This window comes from Micromonospora sp. NPDC047738 (genome assembly GCF_040642675.1).
Classification (GTDB): Bacteria; Actinomycetota; Actinomycetes; order Mycobacteriales; family Micromonosporaceae; genus Micromonospora.
Genome location: NZ_JBEYSO010000016.1, coordinates 52,259 through 69,680, shown reverse-complemented (window position 1 = coordinate 69,680; position 17,422 = coordinate 52,259). Strand labels below are relative to the sequence as shown.

General features: G+C 70.1%; 16 protein-coding genes and 1 pseudogene. 4 read left to right on the top strand and 13 right to left on the bottom strand.

Going from position 1 to position 17,422, the window contains the following annotated elements:
- Positions 1-2: 2 nt before the first annotated feature.
- Complete coding sequence (locus ABZ783_RS23435; RefSeq protein ID WP_357441712.1) at positions 3-500, top strand: hypothetical protein; 498 nt, start codon at positions 3-5, stop codon at positions 498-500.
- Positions 501-629: 129 nt separating this feature from the next.
- Here the strand turns inward: ABZ783_RS23435 and ABZ783_RS23430 are convergent, their stop codons facing one another.
- The gene (locus ABZ783_RS23430) at positions 630-5,786 is read right to left on the bottom strand and encodes a PxKF domain-containing protein (RefSeq protein WP_357441710.1); all 5,157 of its coding nucleotides are present in this window, start codon (positions 5,784-5,786) and stop codon (positions 630-632) included.
- A gap of 64 nt (positions 5,787-5,850) precedes the next feature.
- Here ABZ783_RS23430 and ABZ783_RS23425 point away from each other — a divergent pair, with 64 nt between their 5' ends.
- Both ABZ783_RS23425 and ABZ783_RS23420 read left to right on the top strand, forming a co-directional pair.
- Positions 5,851-6,018, top strand: a complete 168-nt coding sequence (locus tag ABZ783_RS23425) for a hypothetical protein (RefSeq protein ID WP_357441708.1) — start codon at positions 5,851-5,853, stop codon at positions 6,016-6,018.
- A 133-nt stretch (positions 6,019-6,151) separates the two neighbouring features.
- Positions 6,152-6,325: pseudogene (locus ABZ783_RS23420) on the top strand (TetR/AcrR family transcriptional regulator); the annotation flags it as partial.
- A gap of 22 nt (positions 6,326-6,347) precedes the next feature.
- Here ABZ783_RS23420 and ABZ783_RS23415 read toward each other — a convergent pair.
- The 11 genes from ABZ783_RS23415 to ABZ783_RS23365 form a co-directional block, all read right to left on the bottom strand.
- On the bottom strand, positions 6,348-9,446 hold the full coding sequence (locus tag ABZ783_RS23415; protein WP_357441706.1) for a glycoside hydrolase family 38 C-terminal domain-containing protein: 3,099 nt from the start codon (positions 9,444-9,446) through the stop codon (positions 6,348-6,350).
- A 193-nt stretch (positions 9,447-9,639) separates the two neighbouring features.
- Entirely contained in the window at positions 9,640-10,611 is a 972-nt protein-coding gene (locus tag ABZ783_RS23410; protein ID WP_357441704.1) for a DJ-1/PfpI family protein, read from the bottom strand.
- On the bottom strand, positions 10,545-11,066 hold the full coding sequence (locus ABZ783_RS23405) for a hypothetical protein (RefSeq protein WP_357441702.1): 522 nt from the start codon (positions 11,064-11,066) through the stop codon (positions 10,545-10,547). Before ABZ783_RS23405 ends, ABZ783_RS23410 begins: the two co-directional genes overlap by 67 nt.
- 76 nt (positions 11,067-11,142) lie before the next feature.
- The gene (locus ABZ783_RS23400; RefSeq protein WP_357441701.1) at positions 11,143-11,349 is read right to left on the bottom strand and encodes a DUF899 family protein; all 207 of its coding nucleotides are present in this window, start codon (positions 11,347-11,349) and stop codon (positions 11,143-11,145) included.
- A 43-nt stretch (positions 11,350-11,392) separates the two neighbouring features.
- Positions 11,393-12,019: a dihydrofolate reductase family protein gene (locus ABZ783_RS23395; RefSeq protein WP_357441700.1), complete on the bottom strand. Its 627-nt coding sequence runs from the start codon at positions 12,017-12,019 to the stop codon at positions 11,393-11,395.
- Between the two features lie 47 nt (positions 12,020-12,066).
- Positions 12,067-12,204, bottom strand: a complete 138-nt coding sequence (locus tag ABZ783_RS23390) for a hypothetical protein (RefSeq protein WP_357441699.1) — start codon at positions 12,202-12,204, stop codon at positions 12,067-12,069.
- A 177-nt stretch (positions 12,205-12,381) separates the two neighbouring features.
- Complete coding sequence (locus ABZ783_RS23385; RefSeq protein ID WP_357441697.1) at positions 12,382-12,762, bottom strand: VOC family protein; 381 nt, start codon at positions 12,760-12,762, stop codon at positions 12,382-12,384.
- 4 nt (positions 12,763-12,766) lie between these two features.
- Positions 12,767-13,165, bottom strand: coding sequence for a nuclear transport factor 2 family protein (locus ABZ783_RS23380; protein ID WP_357441696.1), 399 nt, complete (start codon positions 13,163-13,165; stop codon positions 12,767-12,769).
- 33 nt (positions 13,166-13,198) lie between these two features.
- Positions 13,199-13,906, bottom strand: a complete 708-nt coding sequence (locus tag ABZ783_RS23375) for a DJ-1/PfpI family protein (RefSeq protein WP_357441694.1) — start codon at positions 13,904-13,906, stop codon at positions 13,199-13,201.
- Positions 13,907-13,933: 27 nt separating this feature from the next.
- A complete protein-coding gene (locus tag ABZ783_RS23370) occupies positions 13,934-14,485 on the bottom strand; it encodes a dihydrofolate reductase family protein (protein WP_357441693.1) in 552 nt (183 codons plus the stop codon).
- A 30-nt stretch (positions 14,486-14,515) separates the two neighbouring features.
- Positions 14,516-14,671 (bottom strand): hypothetical protein, encoded by a 156-nt coding sequence (locus tag ABZ783_RS23365; protein WP_357441692.1) that lies wholly within the window; start codon positions 14,669-14,671, stop codon positions 14,516-14,518.
- Positions 14,672-14,739: 68 nt separating this feature from the next.
- Between ABZ783_RS23365 and ABZ783_RS23360 the strand changes: the two genes are divergently transcribed.
- Complete coding sequence (locus tag ABZ783_RS23360; RefSeq protein WP_357441690.1) at positions 14,740-15,723, top strand: helix-turn-helix domain-containing protein; 984 nt, start codon at positions 14,740-14,742, stop codon at positions 15,721-15,723.
- Between the two features lie 181 nt (positions 15,724-15,904).
- Here the strand turns inward: ABZ783_RS23360 and ABZ783_RS23355 are convergent, their stop codons facing one another.
- Positions 15,905-17,236 (bottom strand): low temperature requirement protein A, encoded by a 1,332-nt coding sequence (locus ABZ783_RS23355; RefSeq protein WP_357441689.1) that lies wholly within the window; start codon positions 17,234-17,236, stop codon positions 15,905-15,907.
- Positions 17,237-17,422: the final 186 nt, after the last annotated feature.

Below are 17,422 nucleotides of genomic sequence, written 5' to 3'. Positions count from 1 at the left end.
CGGTGGCCGCCAAGCCAACCAGGCTTGGCGGCGGGGCGGGCCTGCTGATGCCGGCCCGCCCCGTCGCCGCACCTGGCTCAGCCCTGCCGAAGCTCACCCGCAGCTCCCTGTGCCTGCCCCTGTACCTGCTGGGCAGCCGACTTGGCCTGGCCCTGAACGGCGGACGCGCCGCGTACGGCGGTGGATCCGATCGACTGGGCCGCGTGCTTCGCGGGCTCGCGCAGGTTGTCCCGCATCTGGTGGCCGACCTGGCTGGCCTGCTCGCGCAGTTCGCCGGAGTGCTGGCGGGCCATTTCCTTGGCCTGGCCGGCCCACTGCCGCTCGGAGCGGCTGGGTGGGATCAGCGCGGAGACCAGCAGGCCGGCGCCGAAGGCGACCAGGCCGGCCGCCAGTGGGTTGCCTTGAGCCTGCTGCCGGGGCTGCTGCCCGAGTTCGCGGGCCTGGTTGAGCTACCACGATGGTCACCCGTAGTCGCCTGCGCGGGATATCGAAACCACTGAACGTGGGGTAGGCAGAAGCCCGGCACCACCCTCGGTGCCGGGCTCCTGTCTGCGCGGTCGCGCCTCACGGACTAGCTCGGTCTCCCGACCGGCCGTTCGACGGACACGACGTCAACCTTCCTGGGGTGTTCAGCGGAACCGGAATTCGGCCCAGTGCTGGGTGCCGTCTGCGAGGGTGACGATCAACCGGCGACACTGTCCTGCCCACGTCTTGTCGGTCTTCCAGACGTAGGTGTAGTGGTCGCCGTTCGCGTCGTACGACACGGACGATCCATTGGCGGCGTCGGCCTCCTCGAGGGAGTTGGGTTCGCCGCCACCGCAGCTGACGGGGCCCGAGGCGGGCGACCCCGGCGCCAGGATGTCCATGCCGCGGTATCCGCCGAGCCCGAACTTGATCGGGATGGCCCGGCCGGCGTTGACCACGTTGACCGCCGGTGGGTTGTCCACCGGAGGCAGGAACCCACGGAAGGGCCAGGCAGGCGCCTGGACCGTGACGGTACGGGTTACCGATGCCGAACCACCGTCATTGTCGCTGACGGTCACCGTCGCGGTGAACGTGCCCGGGCGGTACTGGTGCGGCAGGTAGCACGGCGACAGCGCCCCGGCGAGCACGCCGGGGGTCGTCTCGTCGCCCCACTGCACCGTGCAGGTGTGCTGGTCGTCCACGCCGGCGTCGGTGAACTCGATTCGCGCGCCGGCGGCGTCGACAGACACCGCACCGAGCACGGGGGAGGCGTTGGTGACGGTCACGGTGGTGCTGTCGGACGCCGCGGCCCCCGCCACATCCGTCGCGGTGAGGGTCGCCACGAACGTGCCCTCGTCACGACATGTCACCGTCGCTTGAACGCCCTCGCCGGTGACGGTGCACGGCCCGTCAACCGCCCACGACGAGGTGACGCCTGCCGCGTCGTCGCTGACCGAACCGGCCAGCGCCACCGCCGACCCCTCCACGGCGGTCACGCTGTCGCCAGCATCGACGACGGGCGGCTGGTTCGCCTTGTCGTTGTCGGTGATCCAGGCCGCAGCGCTCTCGCCGCGGTGCACCGTTCGCCCATCGGAGGCGGTGAGGTCGCCCAGCTTGAGCAGGAACGGCTCCGGCGGCTCAACCTCCGTGTCGTCGACCGTCGTTGCGGTGACCACTCCGACCGGCTGCTGCGCGGTGAGGCGCAGCGTCCCGCCGGCGGCGACGATGTCGCCCGGCTTGTCGCCGGACCCGGCCTTCGGCTCGGGCTCTACCAGGGTCCACGGCACCGACACGGTCGTGCCGGGGAGCGGGGCTGGGTCGACGGTGACGACGAAGTCCCCGGTCTCGCCTTCCGTGATGATGGGTGCGGCCACCGATACGGTGAGTACCTCGTCGTCCTTCACGGTGACCGTGCCGGACTCGCCGGCCGTGCCGTTGGTGACCTCGCCGACGGAGACCGTGAAGGTCTCGTCCGGCTCCTGGATCGCGTCGCCGTTCACCGCCAGGTGGACCACGTCCTCCGCCTCACCGGGTGCGAATCGGATCATCGCCGCCGATGCGACGTAGTCGTCGCCGGCCTTGGCGGTGCCGTCGGCGGTGGCGTACGCGGCCACGACCTCCTTGCCGCTCGGCTTTGACAGCCGGAAGGTGACGGGTGTGTCGGTCAGGCTGGTGCCACCCTCCACGACGGACGCGTGCTGCACGGTGACCACCGGCGGTTCGTCGTTGTCGGCGATGGTGCCCGTGGCCTGGGCCCGAGTGATCGTGAGGCCTAGCCGGGCTCCGGTCAACGCCAAGGTGATCGTCTCGTCGTCCTCGTCGATGGCGTCGTCGGCGACCTCGACCGGTATCGACGCCTGCATCTGCCCGGCCGGCACCACCACGGTGCCGGTGCCCAGCGTCACGTCGTCCTCGCCGGCGGTGCCGGGCTGCAGCGCCCAGTTCAGCGCGACGTCGTCGCTGAGCGCCTGGTCGAGCTTGACGGTGAAGGCTCCGCCGTTCGCCTCGGACAGCGTCGCGTCGTCCACCGTCGCGTTCACCCACGACGCGGGCAGTTCCAGGTCCGGATCTGCCTTCGGTCGGGTGAGCGCGAGGCCGTTCCAGCCGCTGGCGGAGACCTGCAGGACCGCCTGGCCGTCGATCGGGACCACAGCCGGTGCCAAGACGAACCCGGAGGTCCCCGTACCGGCGGCACCGAACGTGTTACCGCCCCAGACGATCATCGAGCCGTCCGCGCGGATGGCCAGCGTGGTAGGTGAGTCGCCGTTGTCGATCCCGACGATCGGCGGACCGGCTGGCATCGGCGCCTGGGTCGGCACCAGCAGCGTGCCCTTCCGGTCGCCGAGGATCGGTGCGAGCCCGGCATTGGTGTTCTCGCCCCACATCCAGACCGCGCCGTTCTCCTTCAACACCACGGCCTGATCGCCCGAGATCGTGATGTCCACGACCTTGCTGGCTCGGCCGAGGGTGTCAACCGGCCGCGGAAGCCACGGGCTCGTCGCCGGATCCGACTGGTTCCACTTGCGGCCCAGCTGTACGTCGGTCCCGCCGCAGGAGAGCACCGTGCCGTCCTTCTTCAGGAACAGCACGATCGCCGGAGACACGGCGATCTGCCGGACGTCGGTGAGGTCCGGGATACGCGCCGGATAGAGGGTGTCCTCCAGGGCGCCTGAGCCGTCACAGTTGACCCGGCCCCACGCCATGACGGTGCCGTCCTCCATGAGGGCGTAGTCGGACGAGACGCCGGTCTGCACGTCGCGTACGCCCGTGAGGTGGTTGCCCTGGGCGTCGGCGAGGACGTAGTCCGGGAAGGAGCGATTCCCGCTGCTGGCCCCGTTGCCGAGGTTGCCCGCGGCGTTGCGGCCCCAGGTCAGCACCTTCCCGTCGGTGCGGACCGCGGCGACGTGGTCGGACGTCGCGGAGAGCTGGCGCACACCGGACAGCAGGCCCTGCCCGCCCGGACCGAGCGGCTGGACCGGCTGGAGCCGGGCGTTGGTCGTCCCATCGCCGATTTCGCCGGCGTGCTGATAGCCCCAAGCCCGGACGGTGCTGTCGGCGAGCACGGCGTAACCGGTGGCCGAGCCCATCTCGACCTGGACGACGTTCGCCGGCAACACCGACTTGGTCGGCTTGGTGTAGTTGGTGCCGATCTTGCCGTTGCCGATCTGGCCCTGCGTGTTGCTGCCCCAGCCGTACATGTCGCCGGTCAGGCCGCCGGGCGGCGCGTCCGGGGAGCCGGCATCGCAGTCGTCGTCCACGCCGTTGCCGAGGAACTCGATCTGGCCGGGATGCACGGCCGCGTCGGTGTCGTTGCAGTCGGTGGTCAACGTCCACCCGTCGCCGTCCCCGTCGGCCTTGTGTACGAGGACGTCCCAGCCTCGCGTCGCCGTGTGGCCGTCCTCGTCCGTCGCCGTGGCGACCACCTCGTGTGCACCAGGCGTGCCCGGAGCGGTCCAGGACAGGGATCTGCCGTCTCCGGCCGCCTTGCCGTCCACCGTCCACGTCACGGCGGGCGTCCCACCGTCGTCGGTCGCGGTGACCTTGAATTCGGCCGCTTCGCCGGTCTCGACCATTCGCTGGACGGTGTCCGGCGTGGCGCCCGGCAGCTGCGGGTCGGCCCCCTTGCGCTGCACGGTCGCGCTGGTCCAGCCGTACGCCTCGCGGCCGGCGCTGTCGGTCACCCGGAGGCCCACCAACGCCGTACCTGGCTCGTCGAAGACCACGGCCGGCTTGTCGCCGGTCGCGTCGTCGAAGTCACGGTCGCCGTCCAGATCCCAGGCGTACGCCAGCGGCTTCGTCCCCGTCGAGGCGGAGGCGTCCAGCGTGACGGAGGCGCCTTCGTTCGAGGTGTACGGGCCACCGGCGTTGCCGACCGGGCGGGTGTCCGGCACGCGCGGGTCGCCCGCCAACGCGTCCACGATGGCGCTCCAGGCGGTGCGGCCCGCGTTGACCGCCGCCACCGTCTTGCCGTGGGTGGCCACCTGCGCGTCCAGGACCTCCCGGACGTTGGCCGGCGTGTAGGCGGGCACGTACGCGTTGCGGATGTCCACCTCGAGCGCGGTGATCTGGGGTGGGGTCATCCCGTTGTGGCGCAGCGTGCGCCGCTCGTCGGGAGTGAAGCCCTGCTGCCGGATCCGGCTCAGGAACTGGTGCCCGAAGGCGAGACCATCCTTGGCGTTCTCGTCGGCGTAGCGCGCCTTGAGGTCGCCGAGCTGGCGCGATGTCGCCGCGAGCTGCCCTGCCAGGGCGTGGTGCAGGTCGCGGACCTCGCGGGCGTGCACCAGGGCCCATTCCCCGCTGCCCGCGTGTTGGGCACCCTTGTACGCCTCGACCGAGCGCAGCAGCGCCTCGACGAGCGCGCCTTCACCAGCGATCGCGTCGCTCGACGCGCCCGCCTTGCCCGGCACCACCGGCTGGTCGAAGTCCGGGTTTGGCGGATCTTCGTAGATGCCCAGGTAGTGCTGGCCCTGGTTGAGCAGCAGCCCGTTGAACTGCTCCTGGATCGGATTGAAGTAGTTGCCGTACTTGAGCGCGCAGGCGGTGGGGTTGCCGGCCTTGCAGCCGTTCTTGAGCGCCTTCTGGACCAGCTTCCACACCCCGTTCATGATCCGCTGGGTGTTCTTCCAGGACTCGTACTCCTGGTACGCCGCAGCCTTCAGCGACGTCAACGCCGCATCGGGCGGTGGCAGCTCGGCGGGAATCTCCACTTTGATGGCCCGGGAGAACACCGCGTCGTCCTCGGGCTGGAACACGCCGTCCTGGCAGGTGTCGAACACCACGTCGAACTCGCCGGCGGGAAGGCGGCCGGCTGGCGTGGTGATCCCGATGATCTCGTCGTCGAACACCGAGCCGTACTGCACGACCGTGTTCGGCTTGCCGCCGGTCACGTCGACCAGGTGCCCCATGGCCGTCCCGGGCACCACGATGTAGACATCGCTGGTCGGGTAGACGAAGTCCGGCACCCCGTCCTCCGGGCACCCGGAATTCTTGAATGCCAGGTCGCCCCAGACCCGGATCGCCGCGTTGGCACCGAACGTCCCGTGCGTCTCGCCGATCTTCCCGACCCACAACGCGTTGCTGTTGGCGTACGCCGGTGACCCGACAGCCACCAGGCCCGTCACCGCCGTCGCCGCTACCAGGGCGGCCGCTGCCGCCCGTCGCCACCTGTTCACATCAACCCTTTTCTCTCGTCGCCGGTCGGGCCAGGGCCGACCGAGCCAGGGAGAGAGTCGCCGCCGGCACTTGCCGAGGACTTGGACGCGACTAGCACCCGAGCCACCCGCCATGACCACCGGCGCAAGCCGGCGGTAACTGTCGGTCAAGTCGTCTGGGCGAACCTGAGGGCGACCCCGGACGGACCGGGCGCAGAGTGCGAGAGGTAGCAGCGTGAAGCAGTCGATTCGCGTCCTGATCGTGGCGCTGATGACGGCCATCAGCCTGGTCCTGGCAGCCAACGCCGCCAGCGCCGGCGACCCGTCCCAGTGGGGCGCCAGCGTCGGCGACCCGTCCCAGTGGGCCGCTTGGGCCGGTGCCGGCAGGGTCGTCCTCCGCTAGCGCCGACTGGAAGGTACGGCCACCGAGCCTGCCTCGGCGGCCGTACCTGACCACGGCGCGCACGTCCTCCCGGGTTGCCCTTCGGGGGACGATCTGGCCCTGGTCGGGGTGGTGCTTGGCAGGTCAGATGCCCGCGGCCCGGTTCCCGCACCTCGCGGAGATCGCCACAGCGGCGTCCCATGACAACGCCTCGGTCGTGGGGCAGGGCTGCGACGACCAGTTCGAGCTCGAGTTCGCGCTGGACCTGCTGCTGGACGCCGAATGGCTGCACCAGCAAGGCTGGACGTCATCGCGCCGACCCCGGTGAGACGGTCAGACGGGGGTCGGGATCAGCCTTGTGCCGGGCGAAGCCGGAGGGTGACGACCTGGAACGGTCCCAGGGCGAGATCCACCACGTTGCCCTCGACCGAGACCGGGGCGAGCGCGCTGACCTCGGCGTCGTCCCGTTCGAGCAGGTCACAGACCCGCACCTCGGCGAGATCGAACGATGCGGTGAGCCGGGTACGGGCGCGGCCGCCGTGCGCCTCGTAGAGCCGGATGATCACGTCACCGGACCGGTCGTCGGCCAGCTTCACGGCCTCCACCACGACAGCGGGGTTGGTCATCTCGATCAGCGGAGCGGCCGGTCGCGCGCCCAGGTGCCGGCGGATCGGCAGGTTCGCCCGGTAGCCCTCGCGCACGGCGTCGGCGATCTCTGCGCCGCAGACCAGCGCGTACCCGAAATGGTGCGAGCCCTGGTCGGTGTTCGGGTCGGGGTAGCGGGGACCGCGCAGCAGGGAGAGTCGTACCGTGGTCGGCTGCGCCCCCAGTACGTCACCGGGTGGTTGGCGAGTCACGTCGTGGCCGTACGTGCCGTCGTTGACCAGCGCCACGCCGTAACCGGGCTCCCCGACGTGCAGCCACCGATGTGCGCAGATCTCGAACCTCGCCGCGTCCCACGATGTGTTGGTGTGGGTCGGTCGCTGTACGTGGCCGAACTGGATCTCCGAACTGGACTGCGCGGCCTGGACGTCGATCGGGAATGCGACCTTGAGCAGCGTGTCCCGCTCGTGCCAGTCCACCTCGGTGGTGAAGCGCAGCACGCGCTCGCCGGCCGCGAGCGACACGGTCTGGACGTACGCGGAGTTCCGGTCGTCGCGGGTCACCCGGACCCGGGCCTGCCGGGGATCGTCCGCCTCGACCACGATTTTCGTGACCTCGGTCAGGTCGCGGCGTCGGTTGCGATAGAAGTCGTCGATGTCCCAGGCGTCGAACTTGTTGGGTGTGTCCGGGTGCAGTTGCAGGACGTTGGCTGCGGCGCCGGGCCGAAGCACGTCGCGGTCGGCGACCAGGTCGCGGATCGCGGACACCGTCCCGTCGGGGTCGAGGCGCACCCGGAGCAGGCCGTTGTCCAGCACCGTGCCGTCCGGTCCGGACCGCACCGACACCTCTGGGGCGCCGCCGTCGCGGCCCGCTGAGACCCCGAGCGCCGGTACGCCGTCCCGCTCCTGTGGCGCGGCGTTCGCGATCAACGGCACCGACCCGGGGCCGGTCAGGGCGGTCAGCGCCGCGTCGATCATCCCTTCCAGCCGGTCCGCCAGCTTCGCGTACGTCTGCCGCGCCTCGCGGTGCACCCAGGCGATCGAGCTGCCGGGCAGGATGTCGTGGAACTGCAGCAGCAGCGTTTCCTGCCAGATGGCGTCGAGTTCGGCGTACGGGTACGGACGGCCGGTCCGCAGCGCCGCGACGGACGACCACAACTCGGCCTCCCGTAGCAGGTGCTCGGTGCGCCGGTTGCCGCGTTTCATCGCCGACTGGCTGGTGTACGTGCCCCGGTGGTGTTCGAGGTACATCTCGCCGCTCCACACCGGGGCGTCCGGGTATTCCCGCTCCGCCTCGGCGAAGAACTCCGCGGGGGTGCGAATGGCGACCCTGGGTGAGCCTTCGAGGTCGGCCACCCGCCGGGCCGTTTCGAGCATCTCCCTGGTCGGGCCGCCCCCGCCGTCCCCGTAGCCGAACGGCAGCAGGGACACGGAGGAGCGCCCGTGTTCGGCAAAGTTGCTCACCCCGTACGCCAGATCCTTTCCGGACAGCTCCGAGCTGTACGTGTCGGCGGGCGGGAAGTGGGTGAAGACCCGGCTTCCGTCTATGCCCTCCCACCAGAAGGTGTGGTGCGGGAAGCGGTTGGTCTGGTTCCAGGACATCTTCTGGCTGAGGAACCAGCGGAACCCGGCCAGCCGGGCGAGCTGCGGCAGCGCCGCCGAGTAGCCGAACGAGTCGGGGAGCCAGACCTCCTGCGGCTCGACGCCGAACTCGGCGGCGAAGAAGCGCTTGCCCTGGGTGAACTGGCGCACCATCGCCTCGCCGCCCGGCATGTTGGTGTCGGCCTCCACCCACATGCCGCCGACGGGGAGGAATTGTCCGGTGACCACCTTCTCCGCGACGCGGCGGTACACCTTCGGGTGGTGCTCCCGCAGCCACGCGTACTGCTGCGCGGAGGAGCAGGCGAAGACCAGTTCCGGGTACTCGTCGGCGAGCGCCACGACGTTGGAGAAGGTCCGGGAGCACTTGCGGATGGTCTCGCGTACCGGCCAGAGCCAGGCCGAGTCGATGTGGGCGTGCCCGACGGCGGTGACCCGGTGGGCGCTCGGCACGGCGGGGGACGCGAGCGCGCCGGACAGGCGGGCGCGGGCGGCGGCGGCCCCGCCGGAGACATCGGCGACGTCGAGCTCGTCGAGCATCAGTTCCAGGGCCCGGCGGATCTCGTGGTGCCGGGGGTCCGTCTCGGCCAGTTGCAGCGCCAACTGGTGCAACACCTGTACGTCCAGGACGAGCGCGTGCACCTCCTCGTCCAGCACCGCGAGCTCCGCCCGGTCCAGCCGATAGAGCGGGCGGTCGGGAACCGTCTCCGGGTCACCGAGCGGGGAGACATTGCCGTCGAACCGGGGGTTGGCAGCCGCCTCGACGTACACCTCGACCCGCTCGCCACCGGCGGCGGGCCGGGCGATCGGTACATACGCCGTCCGTGGCTCGATGCCCTTGATCGGCGTTCCGTCGGCCGTGTACGCGAGGCCCTCGGACCGGAATCCCGGCCCGGCCCGCTCGAACCCGAGATCGACGAGGAGTTCGACCCGGCCGCCGCGCATCCGCGCCGGCACCTCTCCGGTGAACCGGAACCACGTGGTGCTCCAGGCGCGCCCCCACGGCTGGCCCACCGCGAAGGGCGCGTACGCCATCGCCAGTCCCTCACTTGCCGGCACCGGCTCGCCGGGCAGGTGTGCCGCCTCGACGTGTACGGGTTCGGCGTCCCGGTATAGCGCCGGGATGAGCCGTTCGTGGAGAGTGCGTTCGATCCGTTCCGTCAGGTTGGACAGCGACCGGTGCATCCGGAACTCCGGGGTCGGGGTGGGGCGGGAGCCCGCTGGGGTGGGCCGCAACCGTATCCGCACACCACGCTTCGTGGCCACGCCGATGCGCTCTGGTGTGAGTGCCTCGCCGCGTCGCTCGCCAATCCCGGTGACCTTTGCGGCCCCTATTTCTGGTATCGACCCCACAGGGCGAATCCCAGCGGGCGAATCTCAGCCGCCGTCACGTCGGCGTTGGCTCGGTCCGCGGCGCATCCCCGACGGTTCGAACTACTGATCACGCCACCTCCGCCGGAGCGCGGTGGCCGTCCAGCTGCGCCGGCCGGCGTGCCCAGCGCCGCCGGACGGCCAGCCCACCGGCGAGCAGGGCCAGGCCGGCCAGTGCCAGGACGACCGGGCGGAGGGTGCGCTCCCAGGGCCAGCCCCGGCCAATGAGCGTGATGTCTCCGGCGGGATACTCCAGCAGTTTGGCCCGCCACGCCGTCGAGGCGACATCGACGTTCGCCGCGATGTCGCGCAGCGGCCCGTCGGAGGCGAACCCGGGCGCCGCGTGCAGATACGTCGGCCGGAGGTCGTGCGTCGTGGGCGCGTCATGCCGGGCGGCGGTCGCTGCGCCGGGGACCAGCAGCCGGTCCAGCTGCGCTGCGTCCGCGAGCGTCGCGCGGGGCACGAACGTCAGCCCGTGCCGGGAGCGGACGGTTGTGGCCCCTGACGACACGGCGAGCGTCCGGGCGGCGTAGACGGCCTCGGTGTAGGTGACGAACACCGAGGCGAGCTCGAGCTCACCGACGCCCTCCGTCAGCAGGACTCCGGCCGTCGGCGCGTCCCAGCGGTACGACCGGTTCAGTGCGGCGATCGCGTCGCCGGCACCGAAGCGCTGCACGGGAATCGGCAGCGGCGTTCCGGGTGAGTAGTGGCGCCAGCCCACGGCCTCTGCCGCGACGGCGGCCACGTTCGTGCCGGCCAGGCGCTCGATCACCCGCAGCGTGCCGTCGATGCCGGAGAGCACGCCGGCCGTGCTGATCACTTGACCGTCGTCGACGTAGCGGACGCCGCGCTGCCACCGCACCTCAGGGAAGTCCTTCTCCAGGCCGTCCAGGTAGTACCAGTGCGACGTCGCGGTGTGCCCGTCGAGCACCCCGGCTGCCGCGGCGACACCGCCGCCCACGCACACGCTGAGTATCAACGCGCCGCCGCCGGCCTGCCGCCGGAGGAAGTCGAGTACCGCCGGCTCGTCGGTGCGCGGCATGGCAGGCACCACAACCACGTCCGCGGCACGGCCACCGAGCCGATCCGTACCAAGACGCGCGGCAGCCGGTGCCCGCCGTGCGTGTACTGCGACCGCCGCCGCAGCATGACCGCGACCATCGCGATCACCATCAGCACGTGGCCTCCGGTCATGACGACACCGGCAGAGACGGCGCCGAACCAGTACGGCACGAGCAGCACGATGAACGGCGCGTACATCGCGGTGGTCATCTCGCCGATGCCGGCCCAACCGTGGCCGCGTACGCGCATCCACACCGCCATGCCGATGGCCATGTCGGTCGCCATCGTCAGCGTGTGCACGTCCGTCTGCTCGATCGCGCCAGGCAGCGCAAATGCCCACAGTGGTCCGAGCGCGAACATGCCGGCCAGCATGGCCACGACCATCTCGAGGAGATGGACGCAGAACCGGAAGACGGGTTGCACCGTGGTCTCCAAACCGTTGATTGTGGGGACGGCACCGTGGGCTCGGCCCGGCACCAAACACCTTGCCGACGCCGTCGACGAAGGCCCTTCAGAAATGGTGGCCGTGCCGGCCGAGGGACTCCCCGAGGGCTGCGCCGGGGCAGGTCCACTGCGGTACGGGCCGGCTGGTCGGGCCCCAGGTGGCTATCGGCAGGCGGCGGCGGGCCGCGGCGATGGCAACGCCCTCGCGGGTGTGGGCCTGCTCGCGGACCAGAAGCGAGTCGCGAGTCGGCTGCCAGGTGGTCAGGTCGACCACGGGCGGGCGGCCGGGCAGCGCGATGGTCGGTCCGGCGTGGTCGTCACGATGTCCTCCGGGTGTCTCGTGGCAAGCGATAGGTCACGTGCGTGACCGAGCTGGCCGCCCGCGACTCCACCTGCTCGAGATTGAGCGGCGGGACGCCGTCGAAGAGCCGCGTGCCGCCGCCGAGCGTCAACGGCACAATGTGCAACCGCAGCTCGTCGATCAGGCCGGCGGCGAGGTACTGGTTGATCGTGGTCGCGCCACCCAGGATCGATACGTCGCCGTCCCCGGCCGCCTCGCGGGCCTGTCGCAAGGCGAATTCGATTCCGTCGGTGACGAAGTGGAACGTGGTGCCGCCGTCCATCGGCTGCGAGTCGCGCGGGTAGTGGGTGAGCACGAAGACCGGAGCGTGGAACGGCGGCTTGTCGCCCCACCAGCCCGTCCACTTCCGATCCCACTCGCCACGCAAGGGGCCGAACATGTTGCGTCCCATGATGAATGCGCTGGGTACCGCCCTCTGGTCGACCTCGGCCCGGTTCTCCTCGGGGGTTTCGAAGATCCAGGCGTGCAGCTTGTTGCCCCAGCCGTCTCCGCCGTCGTCACCGAACGGGCGCTCCTCGGTTTGGTTGCGCCCGGCGGAGTAACCATCGGCCGAGATCGACAGGTCGCAGATCACTTTGCTCATTGCTCTCTCCTCTACGGGCGCGCGCTGACGGTTTGGGAACTCTTGCGTTACCGCACAGCATCGAACGCGGCGACCTGGTCTGCGGCCTCGACGAGCGTGGCGACGCCCTCGGTCGTCCATGGCCCGGTCGTGATGACGCTGACGTGATCGATGCCCAGGTCGGCGAACGTCGCGCAGCGGGTCACGAAGGAGGCCGCAACCTCGCCGCCTCCTGACACGCGCGCTCGCCTGACTCGTTGCCGAACGCGTACACGTCACGCTCGGGAACGAACAGGAAGCCGCCGGGTGCCGGTGGCCAGGTGGTGAACCGGGCCGCTCAGTTCGCGATGTCGCGGTGGTACCTGAGCTCGGGGTAGGCCACGTCAACCTCCGTTGCCGTAGGGACGGGTGATGATCTCCAGGCTGTGGCCGTTCGGATCTTCCCAATACACGCCGCGACCGCCGTCGTTGGTGTTGATCTGGCCGGCGTGCCGGTGGAAAGGATCAGCCCAGTACGGCAAGCGGCGCTCGCGGATCCGGCCGAAGATCGCGTCGAAGTCGGACTCGCCGACGAGGAACGCGTAGTGCTGCGGCCGCACGTCGGTGACGGCCAGGAAGTCCAGCGAGACGTCGTTGTCGAGTTGGACGACCATGAAGTGGCTGAACGGGGCCGGCTCTGGCAGGCCCAGGATGTCGGCCAAAAACCTCGCCGACGCGGCGGCGTCGTGCGCATGGACGATCGTATGGTTGAGCTGTACGGCCATGGCGTCAGGTTCCTACCGGGGGTCGGAAGGCACCGATCGGGCTGAGCTGAATGCCGGCGAGCTGCCACCGATCGCCCGCGCGGACGGCGATGTGCGTCGCACGGAACTGCCCGTCCGACGGCTGCCCACGGTAGCTGGCCTGCTGAGTGTGACGTCCGATTGTGACGGCCGCATCGCCGTACGGGCGCACCGCGACCTCGTCCCAGGCCAGCGACGCGGTGATCAGGTCGCCGGTGCGGTACCGGTCCAGCCACTGCTGCTTGTCCAGGACGAAGCCCAACGGCCCGACCATCGCGAAGTCGGCGACGGCGAGCGCGTCGAGCGTCTCGACGTCCGCGCGCTGCTCGGCTTCGGCCCAGCGCCGCCCGAGCTCGAGGATTTCGGTAGTGATCGGATCGGTCATGACATCTCCTTTCGCTGTGGCCGCATCCAGGCATTACCTGCCGGTACGCACGAAGTCGATCAGCCGGTTCCAGGCGATCCTCGGCTTGACCAGCGTCTGTCTGAGGTCCGTCCGATCGTCGAGCAGCTGCTTGGCGCGCTTTCGGACCGGTTCGGACGCCTTGCTCAGGTGGCCGGCGTCGAACGGCGGCTGCGGGTCGTATTCGATGGTCAGTTGGATCGCCTCGGCCAGCTCCCGTCCGGCGATCTCGCCGACCAACCAGAGCCCCAGGTCGATGCCGGCGGACACCCCCGCCGCCGTGACGATCTTGCCGGTTTGCACGATCCGCTCGTCCGGCCGGGGCATTGCGCCCATCATCCGCAACGGCCCCATCGCGACCCAGTGCGTGGTCGCAGGCTGACCCTTGAGGATTCCCGCGGCGGCCAGGATCACCGCGCCGCTGCACACGGAGGCCGTCCACGTCGTGGCCTGGTGCACCGACCGCAGCCAGGCGAGGATCTCCCTGTCCACCATCGTGGTTGGCGTCGTCGTACCGCCCGGCACCAGCACGAGATCCGGTGCGGGCGTCTCGGCGAGGGTGTGCGTCACGCCGAGCAGCAGGGCACCCCCTTCGGCGAGCAGCGGGCCGGTTTCCTTGCCCACGAAGCGGACATCGGCGCCCGGCATGCGGCTGAGCACCTCGTACGGACCGACCGCGTCGAGGGCGGTGGTGCCGGGGTACAGCAGGATCGCGATCTGCATGTAGGCACGCTCCCTACGGGTCGACCCTCAGCCGACGCGTTCGTAGACGAGAAGGTGAACGCCGTCGCCGAAGGTTCGTTCCGAGGCGAGCCGCAGGCGCTTCGTCTCGCTCGTACCGCCGAACAGGCGCTTGCCCGCGCCGACGATGATCGGATACACGAGAAGGTGCAGGGCATCGACCAGGTCGTGCTCGATGAGCGCCTGAGCGAGCTGCGGGCTGCCGTGCACGAGGATGTCCCCGTCATACTGTCCCTTGAGCCAGTTGACCTCTTCGACCAGTTCGCCTTTGAGAACCGTCGTGTTCTTCCACTTCGGGTCATTCAGCGTGGCAGAGACGACGAACTTCGGCATCCCGTTGAATCTGTCGGCGAACTCGCCCTCGTATTGCGGCCAGGATGCCGCGAACAGCTCGTATGTGACGCGTCCGAGCAGCTGGGCGTCTGCGGCCATGGTCTCGTCCACCTTGAACTGTTCGCCCTCTTGGCCGCGGGAGAAGTGATCGGTCCAGCCCGTGCGTGCGAAATGCTCACTGCCGCTGGGTGCCTCCACGACGCCGTCGACGGAGATGTATTCGGTCACTACCAGCCTGCCCATTCGGTGTGGCCCCTTTCAATAGAACGCGTGGGTGGTGTTGAAAAGACGCCACGCGAAGCCGGGCGATCCGTCAGCGAAAGCGTTGAAGCGGTCGAGCCCATTGCCCGGCCAGCTCTGGCAGGGCGCGAGTTCGATGTAGCTCCACGAGGTGGAACCGTATTCGCCGCGCACCCTGCGGGGACAGGTGCGGCGGCCATCATGTCCGAGATTCTGGAAAACATGTCCTGCCGGACCGCTTCGTGCGCTTCTACGATGGCAGCGTGCACGAGCGGCGTGTGGTCGTCGTCGGCTATGACGGCATCGAGCTGGTGGACGTTGCGAGCGTCACCAGCTGTCTCGCCATGGCCAACCGGCTCGGCGCGACGCCCACGTACGCCGTGCGGTTTGCCACGCTGTCCGGGGGCGCGGTCCGCTGTGACTCGGGGCTGGAGCTGTCCAGCCAAGTGGCGCTGCAGGACGTGAGCCGCACGCACACCCTCATCGTCTCCGGCGGTCTGGGGCACGCCGCGGCCGCCGCGGACCGCAGCCTGCTTGCTCAGGTCCAGAGGCTGGCCCGGAGCTCAAGCCGCGTGGCGTCGGTGTGCACCGGTGCGAGCGTGCTCGCCGCGGCCGGGCTGCTGGACGGCCGGCGGGCAACCACCCACTGGCACCATACCGCCGAGTTGGCCGCCGCGTATCCGGCGGTGCGATTCGACCCTGCGCCGATTTTCGTGCGAGACGATCACGTGTGGACGTCCGGCGGCGTCACCGCGGCACTCGACCTTACCCTGGCGTTCGTGGAGGCCGACCACGGCGCCGAGTTGGCCCGATGGGTGGCCATGGGCATGGTCACCTACCTGCAGCGACCGGGTAACCAGGCGCAAATGAGCATGTTCGTCCGTGCCCGACGCCCCGAGCACGCCGTGGTGCGGCGCGTCCTCGACCACGTCACGGCCAATCCCGATACGGAGCTCTCCACCGCCCGGCTCGCCGCAGTGGCCGGTGTGAGCGAACGGCACCTCACCCGGCTGCTGGTCACCCACGCTGGGCAGACCCCGGCCCGGCTCGTCCGTCAAGTGAGGCTGGAAGCAGCGGCCACCGCCCTGGTCACCACCGATCAGGCCGTCTCGTCGATCGCCAAGGCGACCGGGTTTCGCTCCGGCGAAACCCTGCGCCAGGCGTTCAGCGCATGGTTCGGCATCTCGCCGACGCAGTACCGCACGGTCCACCGTAGGCGCACATAGGTTTCGAAACTGCCTCCGAGCGGCCCGGAGCGGCAGCAGCGGTCCGCAGTGACCGCTCCACCACCAAATCGGCTGACCAGGGCCCGCTATCCGTGGCCTTCATCGACTCGCAGTCTCGGCGTCCTCGTCGCCGCCTATCAGGACCCGGCAACCGCCGCCGGCATCCTGACTCGGTCCAGCTTCACTCGCCCTCGTCCGGTTCGTTCGGCTCGTGCCAGCGGGCCCGGTAGGCGGCCTCGTGCGCCTCGTGGGCCGTCCGTTCCTCGAAGATCAGTTGGCGCAGCGCCCGCCGGCCCTGGTCGAAGATCACCACCTCGGCGGCCACCAGGCCCACGCAGATCACGGTCAGCAGCGCGAGGGCCCCCAGCGCCGGCAGCCGCCCGGCCAGCGGGATGCAGACGGCGAGCAGCCCCACTGTGCCGACTCGGGTCCAGCTCAGCGTGTGCAAGGTCCGCGCCTGGAACAGCATGTTGCCGCAGAGGTAGAGGATCACCCCGCCGAAGAGGAGGGAGTCGCCAGGGCCGCGCGTCGGCTCCCAGTTGGGGATGTGCGGGTTGGTGATCTGACGTACGACCTCCTCGGCGCCGAGCGCGAAGAGGATGATCCCGGCGATCATCGGCAGGTAGCAGTACCAGTACGCGTCTCGGGCCATGGCGACCCGGGGTCCGTCCTGTGCCGTGTGCAGGGCGATCCGGGCGGCCGGTCCGATCATGTCGTAGTGCGCCCACCAGAGCGCGGTGGTGAAGAAGATGCCGCACACCGCCGCCGCCACGGCCGCTGGGGTGGGCGGCTGCCCGATCAGGTTGCTTCCGACGCCGACCGAGATGACCGACTCGCCCAGGGCGATGATCAGGATCAGGTCGTACCGTTCAGTCCAGTGCTCGGCCGAGGCGACGCCCCAGCCCCAGGTGCCAGCGCGGAAGCCGATGGAGTATTCGATCAGCACGACCAGGACCCACAGCCCGTCCCGGACGAGTGGCGCCGCAGCGGCGCCGTGCATGGCCGGCGGGATCAGCGCGGCGGCCAGCAGCAGCAGGGTGCTGCCCACCAGATCCGGGGCGAACCGTATCAACTGCCGGCGCTGGTTCGGGCTGTTCCGTACGACGTGCAGGTAGAGCAGCAGGTGCACCGCGCGGACCACGATGTAGCTGACCGCCGCGACGACCGGCCCGGCGGCGGTGCCTCGTACGTCGTGGAACGCCTGTGGCAGCGAGAGTGCGAAGGTGAACAGCGCTGCCATGCCGATCGTCATGAGTACCGGGACGAAGCCCTCGCCGAGGCGGACGCGGGTGGCGATCACACTGTGCACCACCCATGACCACCAGAGCACGGCGAGCACCAGCAGGGCGTGGAACAGCGAGCTGACGGTGATGTTCGCCGCGGTGGCGCGGGTGATGATGAAGAACGAGAAGACGAAGACCAGGTCGAAGAAGATCTCGAACCGGTCCACCCGGGCGCCGGGGGCCACCGGCACGGCCGGCCCGAGGCGCCCCCGCCACCCGAAGCCGCTCACCGATCGAGTCTGCCAGCGGACCGCCGGCGATGGGCCGGATTCCGGGCGCTCTGTCGTCTGCTGCGTCAGGATTGGGTGGCCGCGTTCCCGACCCTGCTGTTGGCCGCCGCCGTCTAGCCGCGTGAGGTTGGCGGTTACCCCGCCCACGACGAGCCCTCGCACGGCAGCAGCGTCCGGTAGGCGTCC

Coding starts and splice junctions, on each gene's coding strand:
- ABZ783_RS23410 (WP_357441704.1), bottom strand. CDS start 10,611: ATGCCGCGCACCGACGAGCCGGCGGTACTCGACTTCCTCCGGCGGCAG.
- ABZ783_RS23395 (WP_357441700.1), bottom strand. CDS start 12,019: ATGAGCAAAGTGATCTGCGACCTGTCGATCTCGGCCGATGGTTACTCC.
- ABZ783_RS23385 (WP_357441697.1), bottom strand. CDS start 12,762: ATGGCCGTACAGCTCAACCATACGATCGTCCATGCGCACGACGCCGCC.
- ABZ783_RS23380 (WP_357441696.1), bottom strand. CDS start 13,165: ATGACCGATCCGATCACTACCGAAATCCTCGAGCTCGGGCGGCGCTGG.
- ABZ783_RS23375 (WP_357441694.1), bottom strand. CDS start 13,906: ATGCAGATCGCGATCCTGCTGTACCCCGGCACCACCGCCCTCGACGCG.